Source organism: Ancylomarina euxina (assembly GCF_003863355.1).
GTDB classification, from domain to species: domain Bacteria; phylum Bacteroidota; class Bacteroidia; order Bacteroidales; family Marinifilaceae; genus Ancylomarina; species Ancylomarina euxinus.
The window spans coordinates 1-19,418 of record NZ_QQWG01000015.1 but is presented as its reverse complement, the minus strand read 5'-3'; the positions used below and the strand labels follow the sequence as shown (position 1 = coordinate 19,418).

Here is a 19,418-nt window from a genome sequence, read left to right as displayed (position 1 = left end):
AGGGAAGTAAGATCTGGGTTGCTATATAAAATAGCTTTGGTTATTGTTTATCTTATTGGAGTTTCATGTCTTTATTATTTGTATGTTGAAAACAATTTTTTAAATAAGGCATTCCCTTTTATTCCCTTTTTAGTTTTTCTTTTATACAATATCATTTCGAGTTTATTAAAGAAAGTCATTTCAGATATGATATTGATAGTACTACTGTATTCTTTTGTGTTGTACTATTTTTTTTAATTCAATTTTATTGGGGCTTTCTATAAAATAAAGCTCCATTTCTTTTTAGCTTTGTAAGCTAAATATTTGAGGTATGATTGATGTTGCTATAGTAGAGGATGAGCGCCTTGCCGCTCGTGAGTTGGAGAAGAACTTATTGAGCTTGCGTCCGGGAGAAATAAATATCAAAGTGAAGCTTGAAAATGTCAGTCAGGCTGTAGCTTGGTTTTCTGAGAATCAGGTTGATCTTATTTTTATGGATGTGCATCTGGGTGATGGCAATAGTTTCTCTATATTTGAGCAAATCAAGCTAAAAACCCCCGTTATATTCACGACTGCTTACGATCAATACGCTATTCAGGCCTTTAAGCAATGCAGTATTGATTATTTATTGAAGCCCATAGATGAAGAAGACTTGGAACAGGCTCTTAATAAATACGACGAGATGTTTTCGAAAGCTAAGTCGCTTGATATCGAAGCTTTGCAGAATTCTTTACAATCAATCATTGGAGGTAATAAGTACCAAGAGCGTTTTATGGTCAGTCGTGGTGAGCGAATTTTATCGATGGATTTAGATCAAGTATCCTATTTTATGGCAGATGGTAAAGCCTGTTACCTTTTTAGTAAAGATGGAACCCGTTATTTGTTTGATGGAACTTTGGCCAACCTTGAAAAGAAACTGGACCCCAACATTTTCTTTCGTATTAACAGAAAATTTATCGTTAGTTATTCTTCCATAATAGATATGGTCTACTATTCGAAAACAAGAATCAAGTTGAATCTCAAGCCAAGTTGCGAAGAAGCAATGGATGCTATTGTCAGTCAGGATAAAAGTTCTGAATTCAAGAAGTGGTTGAATCAGTAAGAAATTTTTCCTTAATCCGATTATAAATGAAAAAAGGCTGGGGTTTCCCAGCCTTTTCCTGTATACAGAACTCGTGTATTAAATTTCTTTATATGAGAATGATTTTGTGTAAGCTCCGGCTTGACCATCACTTTCTACAATAGGGTAGACAAAGAAGTTGACTGGACCTTTCGAGTATCCCTCCAGAATTAAATCACGACCTTGAGTCATTTCAACACGATTAGCGTCTAATTTACCAAAATAGAATTCGGCTTTTTCAGGTGCTTTATCTGCTTCAGAGATATCTACAGGATGCCACTCATTGTTTTGATGATAATCAGCCCAACAATGGTAGCCACCAATTTTTCCTTCTTGTCCATCAGGGATAGAAAAGCCGATGTGAAAACGTGCAGGCACGTTCAAGCTACGAGCCAAAGACATAAAGTAGGAGTGGAAATCAGTACAGTTACCTACCGATATATCACAAGCATAGTTTGAGTTACCATTCCCAAAAGTAAACTCCCCGGCAATTTTTGTTGTATTTAGATAAAGAGACACAACACTATCTTTAGTAATGCCTTTTTTGATACTTGTTGGTAAGCTGGCATAGTATTGATCTGAAGGATTCTGAGCTTTTGGTTTGCCATAATACATCTCGCTCAAAACGAAATCGTAAACAGGTTTCATATTCTCAGGAGAAAAGCGGTTTGCTTTTGCGATTGAATCGAAACGTTCTCCAATCGGAACCAATCTATTTGCTTTTAGGTACAAGTTTGGATCTGTATCTTTAAACTTAGCATTTGCTCTTTGCTTTCGTTTCACATTAAAATGAATGTTTATATCAGCAGTTTGAGTTAATCCTTCTTTTAAATTAGCATAAAAGTAAGTATTACCATGCTGTTCTTCAGTTTTAATTTCATAAGGAATATCCGTATCAATAGATAGCTCACTAATCGTTTGTACTTCATTTGATTGAGGTACAGGAAGCCAAACCTTCATGTTTTTGCCTGAATTGGCTTGCAGGCTCACTTTATAATTGAATTCAAAATTTCTTTCTGGCACTTTACTGCAACTGCTTAATGCGATTGCAGCTATAAACAACATCCATCTCATCATCATCTTTTCTATTTTGTCTTAAATACCTTTTTTAAATAATCGTGCGAAAGTAGGCTAAAGCTTTTGTATTACAAAGGCTTGTGCCTAATAAAAAGACTTTTCTCTCTTATTTATAAAACAAGGGAGCTATCACCTCGTTTATTTTGCTCTAGCCATTTGTAATTCTCTTTAAATCTTTGTGTCCTTTGCGCTTAAATTTTGGACATCCATTCGTGCATATTTTCTGACTGAAGCAATTTTATTAAATTTGTCACTCATATTATAAAACCTTCAACTTGACTTTCGATCCTTTCAGCATAGATTTACCCGTAAGAGACATTATATCAGAAACCAGAGAACATCTGTCGAATAAGAATACGCTTATTATTTCAGCCCCTCCTGGTGCCGGGAAAAGTACCTTATTACCATTAGCCTTAATGGAAGAAATATGGCTGAAAGGTCAGAAGATTTTGATGTTGGAACCACGACGTTTGGCAGCTAAAAGTATCGCGATGCGTATGGCTTCTCTTTTGGGCGAAGAAGTAGGGCAGAGTATTGGTTACCGTATCCGTTTCGAAAAGCGAGTTTCAAAGTCAACTCGTATTGAGGTGTTAACCGAAGGAATCCTCACAAGAATGTTGCAATCTGATAATGCTCTTGAAGGGGTGGGGTTGGTCATTTTTGATGAGATACACGAACGAAGTTTGCATGCGGATTTGGCTTTGGCCTTATGTCGGGAAACTCAGGATATCTTGCGTCCTGATTTGCGTATTATGCTCATGTCTGCAACGATTAACAGCAGTGAATTAAGCGATTGTCTGAAAGCTGAAGTGCTTGAGAGCAAGGGAAGACAGTATCCTGTTGAATTAATTTATACTGAAGCTTGTGATTTAAGACTCTTACCTGAAATCACAGCACATACGGTTATAAAGGCGGTGAAAGAACAATCGGGCGATACGCTGGTCTTTTTACCAGGCGAGGGCGAGATCCGAAAATGTGAAGCCTTGCTCAAGGCACAACTTTCTGATTTTATGATCTATCCCTTATTTGGAATGTTGGCAGGCAACCAACAACAGGCTGCTATTATGCCTGATAAGCAGAGACGAAGAAAGATCGTATTGGCAACGGCTATTGCTGAAACCAGTCTCACTATAGAGGGCATTACAACGGTGGTTGATTGTGGTTTTAGTCGGGTGTCCCGATTCGATCCCAAGACAGGATTATCCCGTTTGGAAACCATAGAGATTTCAAATGATTCAGCTGATCAGCGGGCAGGACGTGCCGGGCGATTGGGTCCTGGTGTTTGTTACCGCATGTGGCCACTAGCAACGCATAATCGATTAAAAAAACACCGTGTGCCTGAAATACTGGAGGCAGACTTAAGTACCCTGGTTTTGGAGATGGCAGCTTGGGGAGTAGATGATATTCAGGAACTCACTTGGTTGAGCCAGCCACCAGTTTCAGCTGTGGCGCAGGCTAGTGAAAGCTTGCATGAGTTGGAAGCTTTGGAGCATGATTGCATTACTGCGCATGGACGTCAGATTCAAAAATTGCCCTGTCACCCGCGTATTGCTCATATGCTTTTAAAAGCTAAGGACGAAGATCTTTTGCCGCTGGCTACCGATTTGGCTGCACTCTTGGAAGAGCGGGATCCGCTACCACGCGAAACGGGGATTGATATTAACCTGAGAATAGAGGCTTTGCGTCGTCACCGCAAAGGAGATCGCACCTTAAAAACACTGAATAAGATTGAGAAAGTCGCTGCTTCATACCGACAGCTTTTCGATATAAAAGCAGAGAATGGACCGGTTGATCCTTATGAAACAGGCGTGATTCTGGTGCAGGCCTATCCGGAGCGGATTGCCCATGCCAGTCCGGGAACCAATGCCCGTTTTATGATGGCAAATGGTAAGCAAGCTATGGCCAGTCATAAGGATGATTTGTCATACGAGCCCTGGTTGGCTATCGCACATGTGGATGACAGGGAGCGAGGAGGTAAGATTTTTATGGCTTCGGCACTCAATCCCCAGGATCTGGCACCTATGGTTAAGGATCGGGAAAATATCGTTTGGGATACACGCAAGGGAGGACTGATTGCCAGTAAAGAGCTTCGCATTGGTCGTCTAGTTTTACAATCGAAACCGCTTCGTAGTCTTGATGAGAATTTGGTTATTGAAGCCATTTCGAAGGCTATTGAGAAGGAGGGAAGTACGCTGTTGAATTTTAGTCCTGAGTTTACTCAATGGCAAAATCGAGTTATGAGTTTACGTAAGTGGCAAGCTGATAATGAATGGCCAGATGTGAGCACCGAAAACCTGCTTAAAAGCAATATGGAATGGTTAAGTCCTTATTTATCACGTATACGCAAACCTGAGGATTTGGCGAAGATTGATCTTGAGGCGGTTTTACAAAACCATCTCCCATGGGAAAAGCAAACAGAATTAGATCAGCTTGCTCCTAAATATTTTATTGTACCCAGTGGTTCCAAATTAAAATTGCAATATCAAGCCAATGCTGATGCGCCTGTATTGGCCGTTCGTATTCAGGAAGTTTTTGGTATGCTCGAAAACCCCTGCGTGAATCAGGGGCTAGTAGCGGTGTTAATGCATCTTTTATCACCCGCATCACGCCCCATTCAAATCACTTCAGATCTGCCTAATTTTTGGGAGAATACCTATTTCGAAGTCCGGAAGGAGTTAAGAATTCGTTATGCCAAACACTATTGGCCAGAAGATCCTAAAAAAGCAGAAGCTGTGCGAGGCGTTAAACGAAAAGACTAATTTTAAAGTTATTACACGATATATTATTTTAATTAATTCTATATAAGCTTGTTTTTTTAATGGGTTTTTATGAATTCCATTTAATTTAATCTTAATGAAAAGAGATGTATAGCTGAGATGTTTAGCTGAGATGTTTCCGGCTGTTTCGAACTGTTAGTTTTATGATGTAATTGTTTTTGATTAATAAACAATTTTGTATTTAAGTGTTTGTAAATGTTTGGATTTAATCTTGTATTATATATATGATATATTTTATCCTATTCCTTTATTGATAACAAAATTGTTTTGATTTTAGAATTTGATTAAATTTTTGATTGTGAATAATAATAATTTTAATCTTTCGCTTAAAAGCTATTACTGTCTTTTTTAAGTCGTCTCTGAAAGAGAGGTCCTTTTGTTTAAGTCCACTTAAATAGTATATTTAATCAAGAATATTTTATAAAAATATTGCTGTTATTCCATTATGTAATATCCTCATATCTTTTTATCAATAAAGTAATATGAAGTCTCAATCGAAATCTAATGAAGATGAACTTGATATATTGGCTCAGGCTGATATAAATCAGTCTGTGGTAGATTCAATTGTGGAAAGACATAAAGATATTGAACAAACTCTCGAGCAAGAACGTCAATTGTATCTTGATCTGGCAAATGCTCAACCCACTGGAGTTTATAGACTTCGAGTATTTCGTTCAAATAAATATGATGAAACAAAATGGCGAAGTTCTTCGGATGCTCCCTATATTGTAGAATTCGCTAATACTCGTTTTTGCGAACTTCTAAATATGGGTCTAGAGAAATTTCAGGAAAACCCTGCTATTATTAATGACCTAATATTCGAACCTGATAAGGAAAGTTTTATTCAAAAAAATATTGAATCAAACAGAGATCTAATGCCTTTTGTATGGGAAGGTCGATTGTCTGTCCGAAATGAGATTATTTGGGGGCATTTTGAATCAACACCTAGACCAATACCTAACGGTGATGTGATTTGGACAGGAGCCTTCTTCGATATTACTAAGCGTAAAAAAGAGCAGCAGGAGATTCAAGCTAAAAACCGAGAACTCCAAATGGTAAACGCTGAAAAGGATAAGTTCTTTTCGATAATAGCTCACGATCTAAAAAGCCCTTTTAATGCCATAATTGGTTTTACTAAGCTTTTACTTGATGAAATAAGACTCAATAATATCGAAGGGATTGAAAAATACGCGGAGATTGTTTTAGACTCTTCCAATTCAGCTTTCGATTTATTAACTAATTTAATGAGTTGGGCACGTTCGCAAACAGGACGTTTGACATTTAAGCCAGAGTCATTTGATTTACTTGAACTGATTAACGAATCAAAAAATGTTTTTTCTCATATAGCTGAAGGGAAAAAAATTGATATTCGTGTTGATATTGATACAGAATTACCTGTATGTGCAGATATTTCTATGATTTCAACAGTTCTAAGAAACCTCATTTCTAATGCCATTAAGTTTACACATTCAGGTGGACAGATTATCATTCGATCAGAACAGCTTGCACATCATCTTAAAGTAGTTGTTAGTGATAATGGTATTGGTATAACGGAATCGGTTATTGATAAGCTTTTTAGAATTGATGAAAAGTACTCGACCTCTGGTACGCAAAATGAGCAAGGTACTGGTCTCGGATTAATTCTATGTAAAGATTTTGTTGAGAGGCATGAAGGTCAGATTTGGGCTGAAAGTTCAGAAGGTTTAGGTTCTAACTTCATTTTTACACTCAAAAATCCAAAACCTTAATTCTTTATGACTAACTAACATTATCATTATTTAATTTTTAATATGAGCCGCAGCCTTGTCTGCGGCTTTTTATATTAGTTTATTTTGATAGATTTGGTAATCTATGTTTTAAGAAAAATTTAGAATTGATTCTGATGCGCGATATGTTTGGGATTAATTTTATCTGAAGAGATAAACCACGTATTTCTAAACGAATTAAAAGCCGTACTTTTGTTTTCCGTAGCATGCTGAAAGATTGGCAGAGCACATTAAACAGCTTATCATTAGAATTGTGGAAAGAAAAATAGAATTACTTGCGCCAGGTGGAGATGTTGATGCCATAAAAGCAGCCATACTTGCCGGGGCAAACGCGATATATTGTGGATTGGATAAGTTTAATGCCAGAAACCGTGCTGCTAATATCAGTTTCAACGATTTACAAGGGATTTTAAGATTGGCACATCAACACGATTGTGAGATTTTCATTACCCTTAATATCATCATAATAGAAAGTGAAATTCCAGCCCTTATCAATCTTTTGAATAAGTTAGCGAATACCAGTATTGATGGGGTGATTGTTCAGGACTTGGGCATGCTTTATCTTTTGAATAAATATTATAAGAGTCTCGATGTTCATGCTTCGACTCAAATGACGACTCATAACCAAGGTCAGATTAAATTCCTATCGAATCTTGATGTATCACGAGTAAACCTATCCAGAGAATTAAACATTAATGAGATAAAGGAACTAAGTAATGTTGGTTATGAAAATCAGATCTTAACTGAGGTTTTTGTACATGGTTCCAATTGTATTTCTTTTTCAGGTCTTTGTTATATCAGTTCTGTTCAGACTGGTAATTCGGGTAACAGGGGCCGATGCAGTCAGCCTTGCCGCGATCGATATGTGAGAACCCCGGAAGGAAAAGATTATCCTCTAAATTTGAAAGACAATTCGGCTTATTTTGATATCAAAGAATTGTATGAAGCTGGGGTGTATTCTCTAAAGATTGAAGGGCGAATTAAGAAAGCTGATTACGTTTATACGGTTGTGGACAGCTGGAAGAAGAACATTCAGTCTTTATATACACAGCAAGAGGAAAAACCTGACAATAGTATCTTGTATAAGGTTTTTAATCGCGATTTCTCGAATACTTATTTAAAGGGAGAAATCAATAAGGACATGTTTATCGATAACCCCCGCGATCATTCTATAGAGCACTTGTCAGTGGTGAATAGCTTTGCCAGTCCTGAAAAGCTGGAAGAGGCACATTTGGCCCTGTATAAAGAAAAGGAGGCAATGATGCGGTTTGTGGAAACTAAAATTGAGGGTATTCGTGCAGAGAGAGCAGCGCTCAGCATCTGCTTTTCGGGTAGCTGTAACGAGCCATTGAAAGTTGAAATACAGACGCCTGATACTTTTTTTGAATTGTCTTCTGAAATGGTTCTTGTGAAAAAAGAGAGGGACTCTTTAAATGAGGCGATGATTCTGAAACGCTTCAAAACACTTAACGAAACGGAATACTTTATCGAACGGCTTGATTTGAAAGGACTGGGAGTAGGCCTCTTCATCCCTTTTAAGGAGCTGACTTCACTGAAGAATAAAGCACTGTTTTTGCTGAATGGATCGAAAGAGATGCTTAAACCGATTAAACTTCCCAAGCTAAAAACGGGAAGTCCACGCGTAGAGAAAGCTAAACTATCAATCTTAATTTCATCAGCAGACGATTTGTATTTGGGTGAAGTGAGTTCTGCAGATCTTTATTTTCAGTTGCCCAATCGTTTGACCAACTCTCTTGATTCCTATATTTCTTTATTCAAAGCAAACAAGTCTTTAATTCCTTACTTTCCTTCCGTTATTATTGGAGAAGACTTTGAGGCTGCACTTGAGTTTTTGACTCAAATTAAACCAAAGCTTATTGTGAGTAATAATACGGGAATAGCTTATGAAGCCTTTATAAGGGGGATTGCCTGGTTGGCAGGACCACAACTGAACCTGACAAATTCCTATAGTCTTTTAAATTTGAAAGAGAATTTGGCTTGTTCCGGTGCTTTTATTTCCAATGAGCTCAATTGCAATCAGCTTAAACAAATTAAATGTCCCGAGGATTTTGAATTGTATTACAGTATTTACCATCCTATTGTGTTGATGACCAGCAGGCAGTGTCTGTTTCATCAGGTGACGGGCTGTGAGAAGAATCAGTTTGATGCAACATGTATTCAGAATTGTGATCAGACGTCCTCGATCACCAATATGAAAAAGGAGCCTTTAATTATTGAGAAGAGCAAGGGGAATTATCACAAGATTTATAATGCCAGCAATTACCTGAATACAGATATTGTGAAGGATCTGCCTCATACGTTTTCTCATTTCTCAATTGATTTAAGAGATATTGAAACGGCAACAAAGCTAAAAGTGGATAAGGCAGAATTGATCCATTGTTTTGAAAGTTTGATAAAAGGGGAATCCGAATCAGCACAAGTTCTTCATAAACTGATCGATTCAACAACCTGTATTCAGTATAAAAAAGGAATTTAGATGTAGCAGTTTGTATTTTATAACAATTTTTAAGTTTAAAAGACTAAACATTTTATCTACTTTAGAAAATCATATCAAGGTTTAACGAAAGTGATTTTTTAAGATGAAGTATTCTGTTTGTAAATACATATTAGTTCTTCTCCTTGTCTTTTTTATGAGTGAGATGGTCAAAGCACAAGAAAAGGCGATCCAGATTAGCCCGGATCTTAAATTGATTCCTTTGAGTGAATCCTTTTATGTACATGTCTCATATTTCAATTACCCTGATTTTGGTCGTGTGGCTTCTAATGGTTTGATTTTTATTCAGAAGGGCAAGGCATTATTAATCGATACACCGGGAGATAACAAGCAAACCAAACAGCTTGTCAGTTTTTTAAGAGATTCCTTACAACTAGAGATTAAAAAGCTTATTGTCGGTCATTCTCATAATGATTGTATTGGCGGCTTAGACTACATACATAGCCTTGGAATAGAATCCGTATCGGGTTTGATGACTCAGGAGAAATGCAAGACAGAGAATTTACCTATTCCTAAAATTACATTCGATAAGATTTTGCACCTCGATTTTGAAGGAGAAAAGCTTGTTTGTCAGTATTTCGGGGGAGGACATACACAGGATAATATTGTGGTGTATTTTCCTGGAAAGAAGCTTCTTTTTGGAGGTTGCCTCATTAAAAGTCTTCAATCGAAAAGTTTGGGATATACGGGGGAAGCTGATATAGAAAACTGGGATAAAACGGTTGAACAGCTTATGAAAGCATATCTCGAAATTGACTTTGTTATTCCTGGACATGGCGCCTATGGAGATTCCAGACTTCTGACACATACGATTGATTTGGTGAAAAAGAATAAAGGAAAATAGAAAGCCAGATATAAGGAACAAGCTAAAAAAAATGCCAAATTTTTGTTGATATTGAATGCATCTTGATGTGCGATAGATTCAGATCAAAGAACGGCCTAATTTCCAAAAATAAGATTTGATGATTTTCGGAACCGATAAACAAACCAAGCAGGATTTAAATTTATTTTCAAGACATAAGGGAGAGCTCTCCGTATTTGATTATTTCGATCAGACAAGGACTAAAGGCGGTTCATTGGAATTGGAGAATTTAATGGAAAATCCTTCCTGTGATTTGAATGAAATAAATCAGCGAATTGAAACGATTCGGTTTATTAGTAATTATCAAATTAAATATGAATTTGATAAGGATGCTTTGGATTTTATAGAGCATTATCTCAATCAAAATACTGATATTCTTCGGAGCAATTTAATTGATTCTTCTCTTACTTGGCTTAAGAACAAAATTAAACCCACCAACGAGTATTATATCATTACGAGGGGGCTTGCATATCTGAAAACCTATATTCAAGGCCTTTCGGTTCTGGTTAATAGTTTTAAATCTGATGATGTTCCTGCATTTTTTGCAAATTTGATTCAGTGCGTTCGGTACTTTGAAACCTTACCTGGTATTAAAAGGATTGTCAGGTCTCAATCTGATGGGTTTTCAACCCGCGAATTGAGTCGTCTTGATCATTTGATAAGGCGCAAAGAGAAAGGACAGATGCTCAAGCTCTTGAGGCTCACTTATCAGTTTGATGCCTATATGTCGCTTGCAGAAACGGCTAGTGATAAGAATTTGGCATTCCCGGAATATAGTGAATCGGATACACCCTATTTAAAGCTTGAAGATTTTTATCATCCATTTTTAGAGTCTCCTGTTTCCAATGATATTGAAGTGGATAGTCATCAAAACCTTTGTTTTGTTTCAGGAGCCAATATGGCGGGGAAGTCTACCTTTTTAAAATCGATAGGTTTGTGTTTGTATCTGGCTCATGCTGGTTTCCCTGTTCCGGCAAAATCCATGACCAGTTCTGTTTTTAGAGGTCTGTATTCAACCATTAATATATCTGATGATATTGAAAAGGGGCATAGTCACTATTACAGCGAGGTGAAAAGGGTGAAGGAAATCGCTTTAAGGATAAGGGATCAAAAGAAGGTCTTTGTTATTTTTGATGAATTGTTTAGGGGGACTAATGTGAAGGATGCCTATGATGCCACTCTGTTGGTAACCAGTGGATTCGTTAAGATTAAGACTTCCTTGTTTTTTATATCGACCCATATTGTAGAAGTTGGTCATGAATTGGAAAAGTTGGCAGGGACTTGTTTTAAGTGTTTCAGATCACGTCTGAAAGAGGGGAAACCACAATACAACTATAAACTTGAAGAAGGCATTTCTTCGGAACGGCTTGGTTTAACCATTGTTGAGAACGAGGGGATTATGGAAGTGATAGATGAAATCGTGGCGGAGTCAGCTGTTGAGGTATAAGTCTACTCCCATGAAGATTTATGCCTATTTGTGGGCTTAGATATAGTGATCCGAATTTTCTGCGTAATTTTGTCTGCAAGTTCCTGTCAATACGAATTGGGGAGCATTTAAAAAAAACAACTAGCGCCAGTTTTAGAGTATAAGAATTGGCATCTGAATAAATATATAAGAGACATGCGAATCGGAATAATAGGAGGGGGAGCAGCAGGTTTCTTTTCAGCCATAGCCGCCAAGGAAAACGACCCAGAGGCTAAAGTTGTGATCATCGAAAAATCGAAACACGTTTTATCCAAGGTGAAAGTTTCGGGAGGTGGCAGATGCAACCTGACTAATGCTTGCGATCCGCAAGATTTATATCAGGCTTATCCCAGGGGAGGGCGAAGTTTAAAGAAAGCTTTTTATCTCTTTAATAATAAGGATTGTGTTGAGTGGTTTGAGTCCAGAGGGGTACCACTGGTCACTCAGGATGACAATTGTATCTTTCCTGTTTCTCAGGATTCACAGAGTATTATCGACTGTTTCCTAAAGGAGTGCAAACGCCTGGGTGTAGAGATTCAAAAGGGCTTAGCTGTAAAATCGATTAAGCCAGTTGGTGAGCAATTCGAATTGGATTTTGATACGGACAATGTGCTATCGGGGACCTTTGATAAGCTAATTGTTACAACTGGTGGTTCTCCAAAAAGAAATGGACTGGAATGGCTGGAAGTATTAGGCCATAAAATTGAAAATCCAGTCCCTTCATTATTCACCTTTAACATGCCAGATGAATCGGTGACCAAACTCATGGGTATTGTGGTTGAGGAGGCTTTGGTATCGCTTCCGGGTACGAAATTAAAATCAGAAGGGCCTTTATTGATTACCCATTGGGGTATGAGTGGTCCCGCTATTCTAAAACTATCAGCCTTTGGAGCCAGAATTTTAAGTGAGAAGGCATATGAGTTTAAAGTGCTGGTCAATTGGGTAAATGAAACGAATTACGATTTGGTCATAGAAGAATTAAAGGCCATTGAGAAAGAGCATGGGAATAAAATCCTGGCCAATTATCGCCCCTATTCTTTACCTGATAGACTTTGGCAGTTTCTTTTAGAGAAAGCCGATTTATCGCCTCAAAAGCGATGGAGCGAATTGGGAAAAAAAGGCATCAATAAATTGTTGAATTTGCTCACAAATGATGAATATGCCGTAAAAGGCAAGACGACCTTTAGAGATGAATTCGTAACCTGTGGCGGTGTGAGTCTGAAAAGTGTGGATATGGCAAGCATGCAATCCAAAAAGTGTAAGAACCTTTATTTTGCTGGCGAAGTACTCGATATTGATGCTATAACTGGAGGCTATAATTTGCAGGCTGCCTGGTCAACTGGATTTTTGGCGGGGCAATTGAAATAAGCGAAGCAAATCTGATCATTGTCGATGTGTTTTTGTTAGAAAACAAAAAAATATTAAACCACTAAGCGCACTAAGAACGCAAAGGAAAAAATGTTATAATTCAGCTATGAGCCCATTGTGCATTCATTAATAAGAGCATATGGCTCAGGCCAAACTCAATTTAGTATATCACACCCTTATGAATAAATATAACGTAAATCAACTTTGTGTTTGTTGCGTTCTTTGTGGTTAATAAAAAAGCTTGTCACATACGCCAAGGTAACTAAGCGCACTAAGAACGCAAAGGAAAAAATGTTATAATTCAGCTATGAGCCCATTGCGCATTCATTAATAAGAGCATATGGCTCAGTCCAAACTCAATTTAGTATATCACACCCTTATGAATAAATATAATGTAAATCAACTTTGTGTTTGTTGCGTTCTTTGTGGTTAATAAAAAAGCTTGTCACATACGCCAAGGTAACTAAGCGCACTAAGAACGCAAAGGAAAAAATGTTATAATTCAGCTATGAGCCCATTGCGCATTCATTAATAAGAGCATATGGCTCAGTCCAAACTCAATTTAGTATATCACACCCTTATGAATAAATATAATGTAAATCAACTTTGTGTTTGTTGCGTTCTTTGTGGTTAATAAAAAAGCTTGTCACATACGCCAAGGTAACTAAGCGCACTAAGAACGCAAAGGAAAAAATGTTATAATTCAGCTATGAGCCCATTGCGCATTCATTAAAAAGAGCATATGGCTCAGTCCAAACTCAATTTAGTATATCACACCCTTATGAATAAATATAATGTAAATCAACTTTGTGTTTGTTGCGTTCTTTGTGGTTAATAAAAAAAGCTTGTCACATACGCCAAGGTAACATTTACTTAAAAGCTCTGGAAAAGGAGAAATTAGCCATTCTTAATGATCAGCTCAAGGCTTTCTGGTTTCATGATTGTAATGGCGAGCATGCAATCCAAAAAGTGTAAGAACCTCTATTTTGCTGGTGAAGTACTCGATATCGATGCTATTACCGGAGGCTATAATTTACAGGCTGCCTGGTCTACAGGATTCCTCGCAGGGCAGTTGAAGTAGAGGATGTAATTTTTTGAATTAAGAATTATGAGTTCTGAATTATGACTTTTAATACTAGACATTCAAATCCAAAATCATAATTCAAAATTTATAACTTATAATTTTGAATTATGTGTTAGCCATTCTTAATGATCAGCTCAAGACTTTCGGGTTTTATGATTGTAATTTGTTTATCCTTCATTTGAATAATACCATCCTTATGAAATTTAGCTAGAGTGTGTATGGTGCTTTCTTTCGAACAGCCTGCCAATGAAGCTAGTCCCACACGTGTTACAGGTAAAGTAAAACTAGTGCTTTTGTAAATCTCTTTAAATTCGTTTAGAATCATAGCTAAAGAGCCTTCAACATTTTTACTAGCTATACGACTTGTTCGGTGCATAATCTCATTGGTGAGCGATGACATATGACGCATGAGTTTAAGCGCAAATTCACCATTTTCCTTAATCAGGCTTAAAAAGAGATCCATATTGATCATTCGTATGGTGGTAGCTTCCAATGCAACAGCGGAAAAGTCGAGGCTTTTGCATGCAAAACTGCACATAATACCTACGAACGAATCATTACTCAATAATTTCAATGTAGAAAGTTTTGAATCGTTTGTAACATCAAGTTTGGCTAAACCTTTTTCTATATATAGGATATGCGATGCCACAAAACCTTGTTTGATGATGGTTTCTCCCTTCGTAAATTGAAGTAGTGTGGTGGATTTTTCCACCAAGTCTTTTTGGTTTGGCGTAAGAGAATCAAAACAGTCTTTAGCGCTAATCGATTGACGATCGGAACAATATCCGTCAGTTTGATATTCTAAATTCATTATTGGGATTGATTTTATTTAAAATAGCCTCAATATTAGGTGTCAAATTGCATCAAATGTAATGAATCTATGCTTCTTTTAATCCTTTTATGGTTGATTTAGATATCACATTTTTGTCTGGTTATTTATTCAAACAACTAAAGCAATATAAAATGTCAGATTTAAAATTCAGAGTAAAAGCATATAGCGAAAACCCAACTAAGACGATTGTAAAAGCAAGAGGTTTCGAGATTATTATTGATGAGCCAGCTGATTTGGGTGGAACAGATGAGGGAGCAAACCCAGTTGAATATATCCTTGCAGCATTTTGCGGATGTATCAATGTGATGGCTCACGTTATTGCCAAAGAGATGAACATCGAATTGCGTTCGGTTAAAATTAAAATGGCTGGAGAGCTAAATCCAAACCGCCTATTCGGAACTTCATTTGATGATAGAGCAGGGTATAAGGGTATTGAGGTTTCCATTGAGCCTGATTGTGATGCTTCTCCTGAGGTTTTGGCTAAGTGGATGGAGGCAATCGAAGACAGATGTCCTGTTTCTGATAACTTGAGAAATATAACGCCTGTGAACTTGAAGCTTAAAAAGAAAAAGCTTGTTGAAGAAGCTATGGCTTAGTCAACTTCAAATAAGCTTCGAATTAAGATGCAAAGCTGTCACTCCATGGGTGGCAGCTTTTACTTTTGTATTCATATCGTTGTCTCGTCCTAAAATAAGTTGACACAAATCATTCTTCAATAGCTTTAGTATTATATTTCTCATGAGGACATCGGCAATGGCAGCTGGGCCCCCATAGATGAAGAAGGCGTTAAAAACGAAATGCTGTTTGAGCGTAGCGAGTTCATTTCGTTTAGCCTTTAAGTCGTAATGGGTCAGCGAATGCCGCTCCCGAAGGCTCGGGATGAATTTTTGGTACTTTTCTTTCAAGAAAAAAGTACAAGCCTGTCCGGCAAGGACATCAATACGTGTTTTATCTAAGAACCGAGTTTAAGAATGCCCCTTTAAATTATGAATGAATAAAAAAGTAAGATCCGCCTTAGGCGGATAGAGGGAATAATTTAAAATATTTAGACTAGTTTTGTACCAGAATAGCACAAAAGAACCAGAATCAGTCCAATAACACAAGCACACCAGTCAGCCTAGCTAAGCATCAAAACACCGAAACAAATGTCAGAGAAAGCATTAACGATTGAATTTTCAGTATCGAATAAATCCATAGCAATAGATCGACCAGAACCCATAATGGATGTGGATGTTTTGGCCTACAAACGTCGAATGGATCCTATGGATGCTGTGGATGCTTTAATTGAGGGAGAATATGTTTTAATAGTCGATTACTTTAGCAGTGGACTGACGGTTTTAAATGCATTGAAAGACCACCTCAAAAAGGAATATTCTGATCAATCTTTCCAGGGACAACGTGATTATCGTTCCAAATTTCGCGAACTCTCACATCGACTGGTATTGTTGGTTAGCAACAACAAACTGACGGTTAGAAAATCGCCGGAAATTGGCTGGCTCAAAAGCCTGTATCCTGACATGCCTGAGTTTTTATTGCCCTTCCCACAAGTGCAGGGCTTGAACAGTTCCTGGCAATGGCACGAAAAAGGAATCTTTATTCCTGTTTTAGGCCGCAAAATTCGTCCTTTTTTTGGTACCTATTTCCCAACACGATTCGAACATTTGATTCTTTTCGACAATTGGTTGAAACGCTACGATGGTGAAAAGAAATCAGCCATTGATGTTGGAATTGGAAGCGGTGTTCTTAGTCTGCAAATGCTAAAACATGGTTTTGCGAAATTAGTTGGAACGGATTCGAATCCTAATGCTATTGTAGGGATTCACGAAGAACTTAAAAGATCCAGAATTGATGCAAAGCTTGAGTTAATGCATGGGGATTTGTTTGCAGATTGTTCTGAAAAAACGGAACTGATTGTTTTCAATCCACCCTGGTTGCCAGCTTCACACAATTTGGAGGGCATCGATATGGCTATTTATTATGATGAGGATTTGTTCCCACGTTTTTTTGCCGAAGCAATTAAGCACTTGAAACCTGGAGGTCGTGTGGCTTTATTGTTCTCAAATTTGGGCGAAATTACTGGCGTAGCCGAAGAACATCCTATCAAAAAAGAACTGGCTGAAGGCGGTCGCTTTAAGGAGGAATTGTTTATTTACAAATCGGTGAAGGCAGCCTCTACTAAAACACAAAGAAATCAGAAATGGCGTGGTGAAGAGAAGGTGGAATTGTGGGTACTGAAAATGATTTAGTTCCATTACCCTATTTTTGTTGCAAGTTCAAAATGTACTGTCATGCTCTGACCATAAACAAACCGTCTATGTCAGGGTATGACTAATTATCAAGCCCCCTTTTTAAGTCTGCTAAAAGTTTACTCTCCCGGTTCCTGAGCCGTCGCATCGAGCGGTGTCGAGATGTAGTCGAAGGATAAGGAGGGGTGGCATCCCGATTCTTCCTTTAGGTATTATTGCTTGAGAAGCATCATACATTGTGATTCACCTTTAAATCTCTTGTTAAACAATACCGATTATTCGTTTTCGAATAGATCATTAAGCACTTGTTGATTAGTGTTTTTTATCTGTATTGATTAAGGGTGTCAAAAAAATAAGATGTTTTACAAAAAAAAATATCTTTTGCTGCCTTTATTCTGAATAGCTTGTAATATCAGACATTTTGTTTGATTTTGAATGACTTTTTTTTCCTGATGAATAGCGCTTATTTCAAGATTAATGAATTTTTATTTGGTGATTACTGAAATTATTCTCTATCTTAGTCTTATAGTTTAACCACAAGGATATCTTCGCTTACAGATCATAAGACTAAAAGTGAATCTGTATTTACGCTCTGAATACTTTTGAGACTTCTAAGTCAAAGTATTTCCTATTTGCTGAATCTCTCTACACGATTAAGTTCGTTGACAGCAATTTCCTTTAAAATTCCATTCATATTACTTAAAATGATTTATTCAGGATGCTTTCTATTCTTTTTTAGAAGCCAGCTGATTAATATTTTGAACCCAATGATTTGCTTTTGAGAGGAGTTGACGCAATTTTGGAAGCAAGTGATTCAAATTTTAAGACAGCTGATTAAGATTTTAGAGCAAGTGATTTCAATTTTAAGACAACAGATTAAAATTTTAGTGCAGGTGATTTCAATTTTAAAGCGACTGACTAATATTTTAAAGTGACTGATTTAAATTTTAAAGCAACAAATCTAAATTTTAGAGCAGCCAATTTGATTTTGAATGGAAGTGAAAATAAAACGTTAAACCAAAAATGTATAGAGAAAACTAAACGAAAACAGGTGTTAACACAAGCATTAGCTGATTTCAGACAGCTGACTTAAAATGATTATGCTCTGGCATAAGCAGATGTATTTATTATTAATCAAGCAGTGTGAACCAAATCGTGATACATCCTTTGATTTATTCGTACTGCATAAATTCAAAAAGATGATTAAAAAAGATAAATTAAAATTAGATTCTTATCAGGAGGTAGACCAGGTTCTTGTTTTGAACAGTAGTGTTTACGAATCGGATGCACCCACCAAAGAAGAGGTGACGAGGTTTACAGGATACAAAACCGGCCTCTTTGCCCTTTCCGAAAAGATGGATGCACCAGCCGAGTGGCTCATTGTGAATAAGCATGAGCTTAAAAACACGCTGATTGCCCGTTTGTTTCCTTTTTCAAACAACTTGGTTTGTTTTGCCAATAGTAAATCAGATACCTTAATTCTGGAACAAGTTGATATTTCGAAATCGGTACTGGTAAATTTGAGCGAGGTGAATTTGATACTCTACACAGAGGAAAATATTAAGATCGCTCAGGAAAATCTGGCTCAACTCACTGACTATGGTATTACTCAGGAGAGTATTACCAGCTTGCAAATCGACTTAACGGCCTTCCTTAAAAATCGTACCGATCGCTTACTTTTGATGGAGGATAAGAATAAGGCTAAAACAGCCTTTTATAATCTTAAGAAAGAAACCAATCATTTTTTAAGGACTGTGCTCGATCGAAGTATTGAAAGATATCGTCAGTCACATCCCGATTTCGTAAACCATTACTTTGCAGCACGACACACAGCCAAGGGCATCCAACATCCCTACGAACTATTGGGATACCTTAGCGATGAGGCCAACGGACAAGTGATTGGTGAGGGAAAAGTGTTCGCTGAAGAATTAGGCTTAAGTGCAGCCATCAGCCCAACAGGAACCTTCAGATTTAAATCATTCCCTACAGGCGATCACAGACTTCGAATTGAATCGATTGGCTACAAAACACTTTATGTGCCAGTTCGACGCTACGAATCGAGGCCATGTAAGCTCTATATAAATATGCAGGCCATACCCTTATTGGAACCCAAACATATTTAAAGAATAACTTGTCTCTTTCTATGACAAAAATTCTGTGGTAGAACTATAATTAGAAAGAGATAAACTAAGCTGTGGTTTGGAGTTGCTACATTTACTTGGACAGTGAGTTAAGGTATAATTATCTTAATAATTTATATCTTAGAAAATGGAAAAAGAGAGACGAAAATTTAGTAGAGAGTTTAAATTAAATGCTGTTGAGTTAAG

At 37.2% G+C, this 19,418-nt stretch carries 13 protein-coding genes; 11 read left to right on the top strand and 2 right to left on the bottom strand.

Annotated elements, in window-relative coordinates; translation table 11 throughout:
* Positions 1-310 precede the first annotated feature (310 nt).
* Positions 311-1,081: a LytR/AlgR family response regulator transcription factor gene (locus DWB61_RS13260; protein ID WP_156190257.1), complete on the top strand. Its 771-nt coding sequence runs from the start codon at positions 311-313 to the stop codon at positions 1,079-1,081.
* Between the two features lie 78 nt (positions 1,082-1,159).
* On the opposite strand, the gene DWB61_RS13255 is transcribed toward DWB61_RS13260, so the two are convergent.
* Positions 1,160-2,176 carry a transglutaminase domain-containing protein gene (locus tag DWB61_RS13255; protein ID WP_158614422.1) on the bottom strand — a complete coding sequence of 339 codons (1,017 nt, stop codon included), beginning with the start codon at positions 2,174-2,176 and terminating at the stop codon, positions 1,160-1,162.
* Between the two features lie 275 nt (positions 2,177-2,451).
* Between DWB61_RS13255 and hrpB the strand changes: the two genes are divergently transcribed.
* The 7 genes from hrpB (at position 2,452) to DWB61_RS13220 (ending at position 14,010) form a co-directional block, all read left to right on the top strand.
* Positions 2,452-4,935, top strand: a complete 2,484-nt coding sequence (gene hrpB, locus DWB61_RS13250) for an ATP-dependent helicase HrpB (protein ID WP_125031394.1) — start codon at positions 2,452-2,454, stop codon at positions 4,933-4,935.
* Between the two features lie 500 nt (positions 4,936-5,435).
* The gene (locus DWB61_RS13245; protein ID WP_125031393.1) at positions 5,436-6,701 is read left to right on the top strand and encodes a PAS domain-containing sensor histidine kinase; all 1,266 of its coding nucleotides are present in this window, start codon (positions 5,436-5,438) and stop codon (positions 6,699-6,701) included.
* Positions 6,702-6,972: 271 nt separating this feature from the next.
* On the top strand, positions 6,973-9,216 hold the full coding sequence (locus DWB61_RS13240; RefSeq protein ID WP_125031392.1) for a peptidase U32 family protein: 2,244 nt from the start codon (positions 6,973-6,975) through the stop codon (positions 9,214-9,216).
* Between the two features lie 103 nt (positions 9,217-9,319).
* Positions 9,320-10,078, top strand: a complete 759-nt coding sequence (gene bla / locus DWB61_RS13235; RefSeq protein ID WP_125031391.1) for a subclass B1 metallo-beta-lactamase — start codon at positions 9,320-9,322, stop codon at positions 10,076-10,078.
* 118 nt (positions 10,079-10,196) lie between these two features.
* Complete coding sequence (locus tag DWB61_RS13230) at positions 10,197-11,543, top strand: MutS-related protein (RefSeq protein ID WP_125031390.1); 1,347 nt, start codon at positions 10,197-10,199, stop codon at positions 11,541-11,543.
* A 174-nt stretch (positions 11,544-11,717) separates the two neighbouring features.
* The gene (locus tag DWB61_RS13225; RefSeq protein ID WP_125031389.1) at positions 11,718-12,929 is read left to right on the top strand and encodes a BaiN/RdsA family NAD(P)/FAD-dependent oxidoreductase; all 1,212 of its coding nucleotides are present in this window, start codon (positions 11,718-11,720) and stop codon (positions 12,927-12,929) included.
* A 910-nt stretch (positions 12,930-13,839) separates the two neighbouring features.
* Positions 13,840-14,010, top strand: a complete 171-nt coding sequence (locus DWB61_RS13220) for an NAD(P)/FAD-dependent oxidoreductase (RefSeq protein WP_125031388.1) — start codon at positions 13,840-13,842, stop codon at positions 14,008-14,010.
* Positions 14,011-14,125: 115 nt separating this feature from the next.
* Here the strand turns inward: DWB61_RS13220 and DWB61_RS13215 are convergent, their stop codons facing one another.
* A complete protein-coding gene (locus tag DWB61_RS13215; protein WP_125031387.1) occupies positions 14,126-14,824 on the bottom strand; it encodes a Crp/Fnr family transcriptional regulator in 699 nt (232 codons plus the stop codon).
* A gap of 152 nt (positions 14,825-14,976) precedes the next feature.
* Between DWB61_RS13215 and DWB61_RS13210 the strand changes: the two genes are divergently transcribed.
* The 3 genes from DWB61_RS13210 (at position 14,977) to DWB61_RS13200 (ending at position 19,214) form a co-directional block, all read left to right on the top strand.
* Complete coding sequence (locus DWB61_RS13210) at positions 14,977-15,441, top strand: OsmC family protein (protein WP_125031386.1); 465 nt, start codon at positions 14,977-14,979, stop codon at positions 15,439-15,441.
* A gap of 549 nt (positions 15,442-15,990) precedes the next feature.
* Positions 15,991-17,091: a methyltransferase gene (locus DWB61_RS13205; protein WP_125031385.1), complete on the top strand. Its 1,101-nt coding sequence runs from the start codon at positions 15,991-15,993 to the stop codon at positions 17,089-17,091.
* A gap of 1,199 nt (positions 17,092-18,290) precedes the next feature.
* Positions 18,291-19,214 (top strand): peptidase associated/transthyretin-like domain-containing protein, encoded by a 924-nt coding sequence (locus DWB61_RS13200; protein ID WP_125031384.1) that lies wholly within the window; start codon positions 18,291-18,293, stop codon positions 19,212-19,214.
* The last annotated feature ends 204 nt before the right edge of the window (positions 19,215-19,418 follow it).

Coding starts and splice junctions, on each gene's coding strand:
- DWB61_RS13260 (WP_156190257.1), top strand. CDS start 311: ATGATTGATGTTGCTATAGTAGAGGATGAGCGCCTTGCCGCTCGTGAG.
- DWB61_RS13255 (WP_158614422.1), bottom strand. CDS start 2,176: ATGATGAGATGGATGTTGTTTATAGCTGCAATCGCATTAAGCAGTTGC.
- DWB61_RS13245 (WP_125031393.1), top strand. CDS start 5,436: ATGAAGTCTCAATCGAAATCTAATGAAGATGAACTTGATATATTGGCT.
- bla (WP_125031391.1), top strand. CDS start 9,320: ATGAAGTATTCTGTTTGTAAATACATATTAGTTCTTCTCCTTGTCTTT.
- DWB61_RS13230 (WP_125031390.1), top strand. CDS start 10,197: ATGATTTTCGGAACCGATAAACAAACCAAGCAGGATTTAAATTTATTT.
- DWB61_RS13225 (WP_125031389.1), top strand. CDS start 11,718: ATGCGAATCGGAATAATAGGAGGGGGAGCAGCAGGTTTCTTTTCAGCC.
- DWB61_RS13220 (WP_125031388.1), top strand. CDS start 13,840: ATGATCAGCTCAAGGCTTTCTGGTTTCATGATTGTAATGGCGAGCATG.
- DWB61_RS13215 (WP_125031387.1), bottom strand. CDS start 14,824: ATGAATTTAGAATATCAAACTGACGGATATTGTTCCGATCGTCAATCG.
- DWB61_RS13210 (WP_125031386.1), top strand. CDS start 14,977: ATGTCAGATTTAAAATTCAGAGTAAAAGCATATAGCGAAAACCCAACT.
- DWB61_RS13205 (WP_125031385.1), top strand. CDS start 15,991: ATGTCAGAGAAAGCATTAACGATTGAATTTTCAGTATCGAATAAATCC.
- DWB61_RS13200 (WP_125031384.1), top strand. CDS start 18,291: ATGATTAAAAAAGATAAATTAAAATTAGATTCTTATCAGGAGGTAGAC.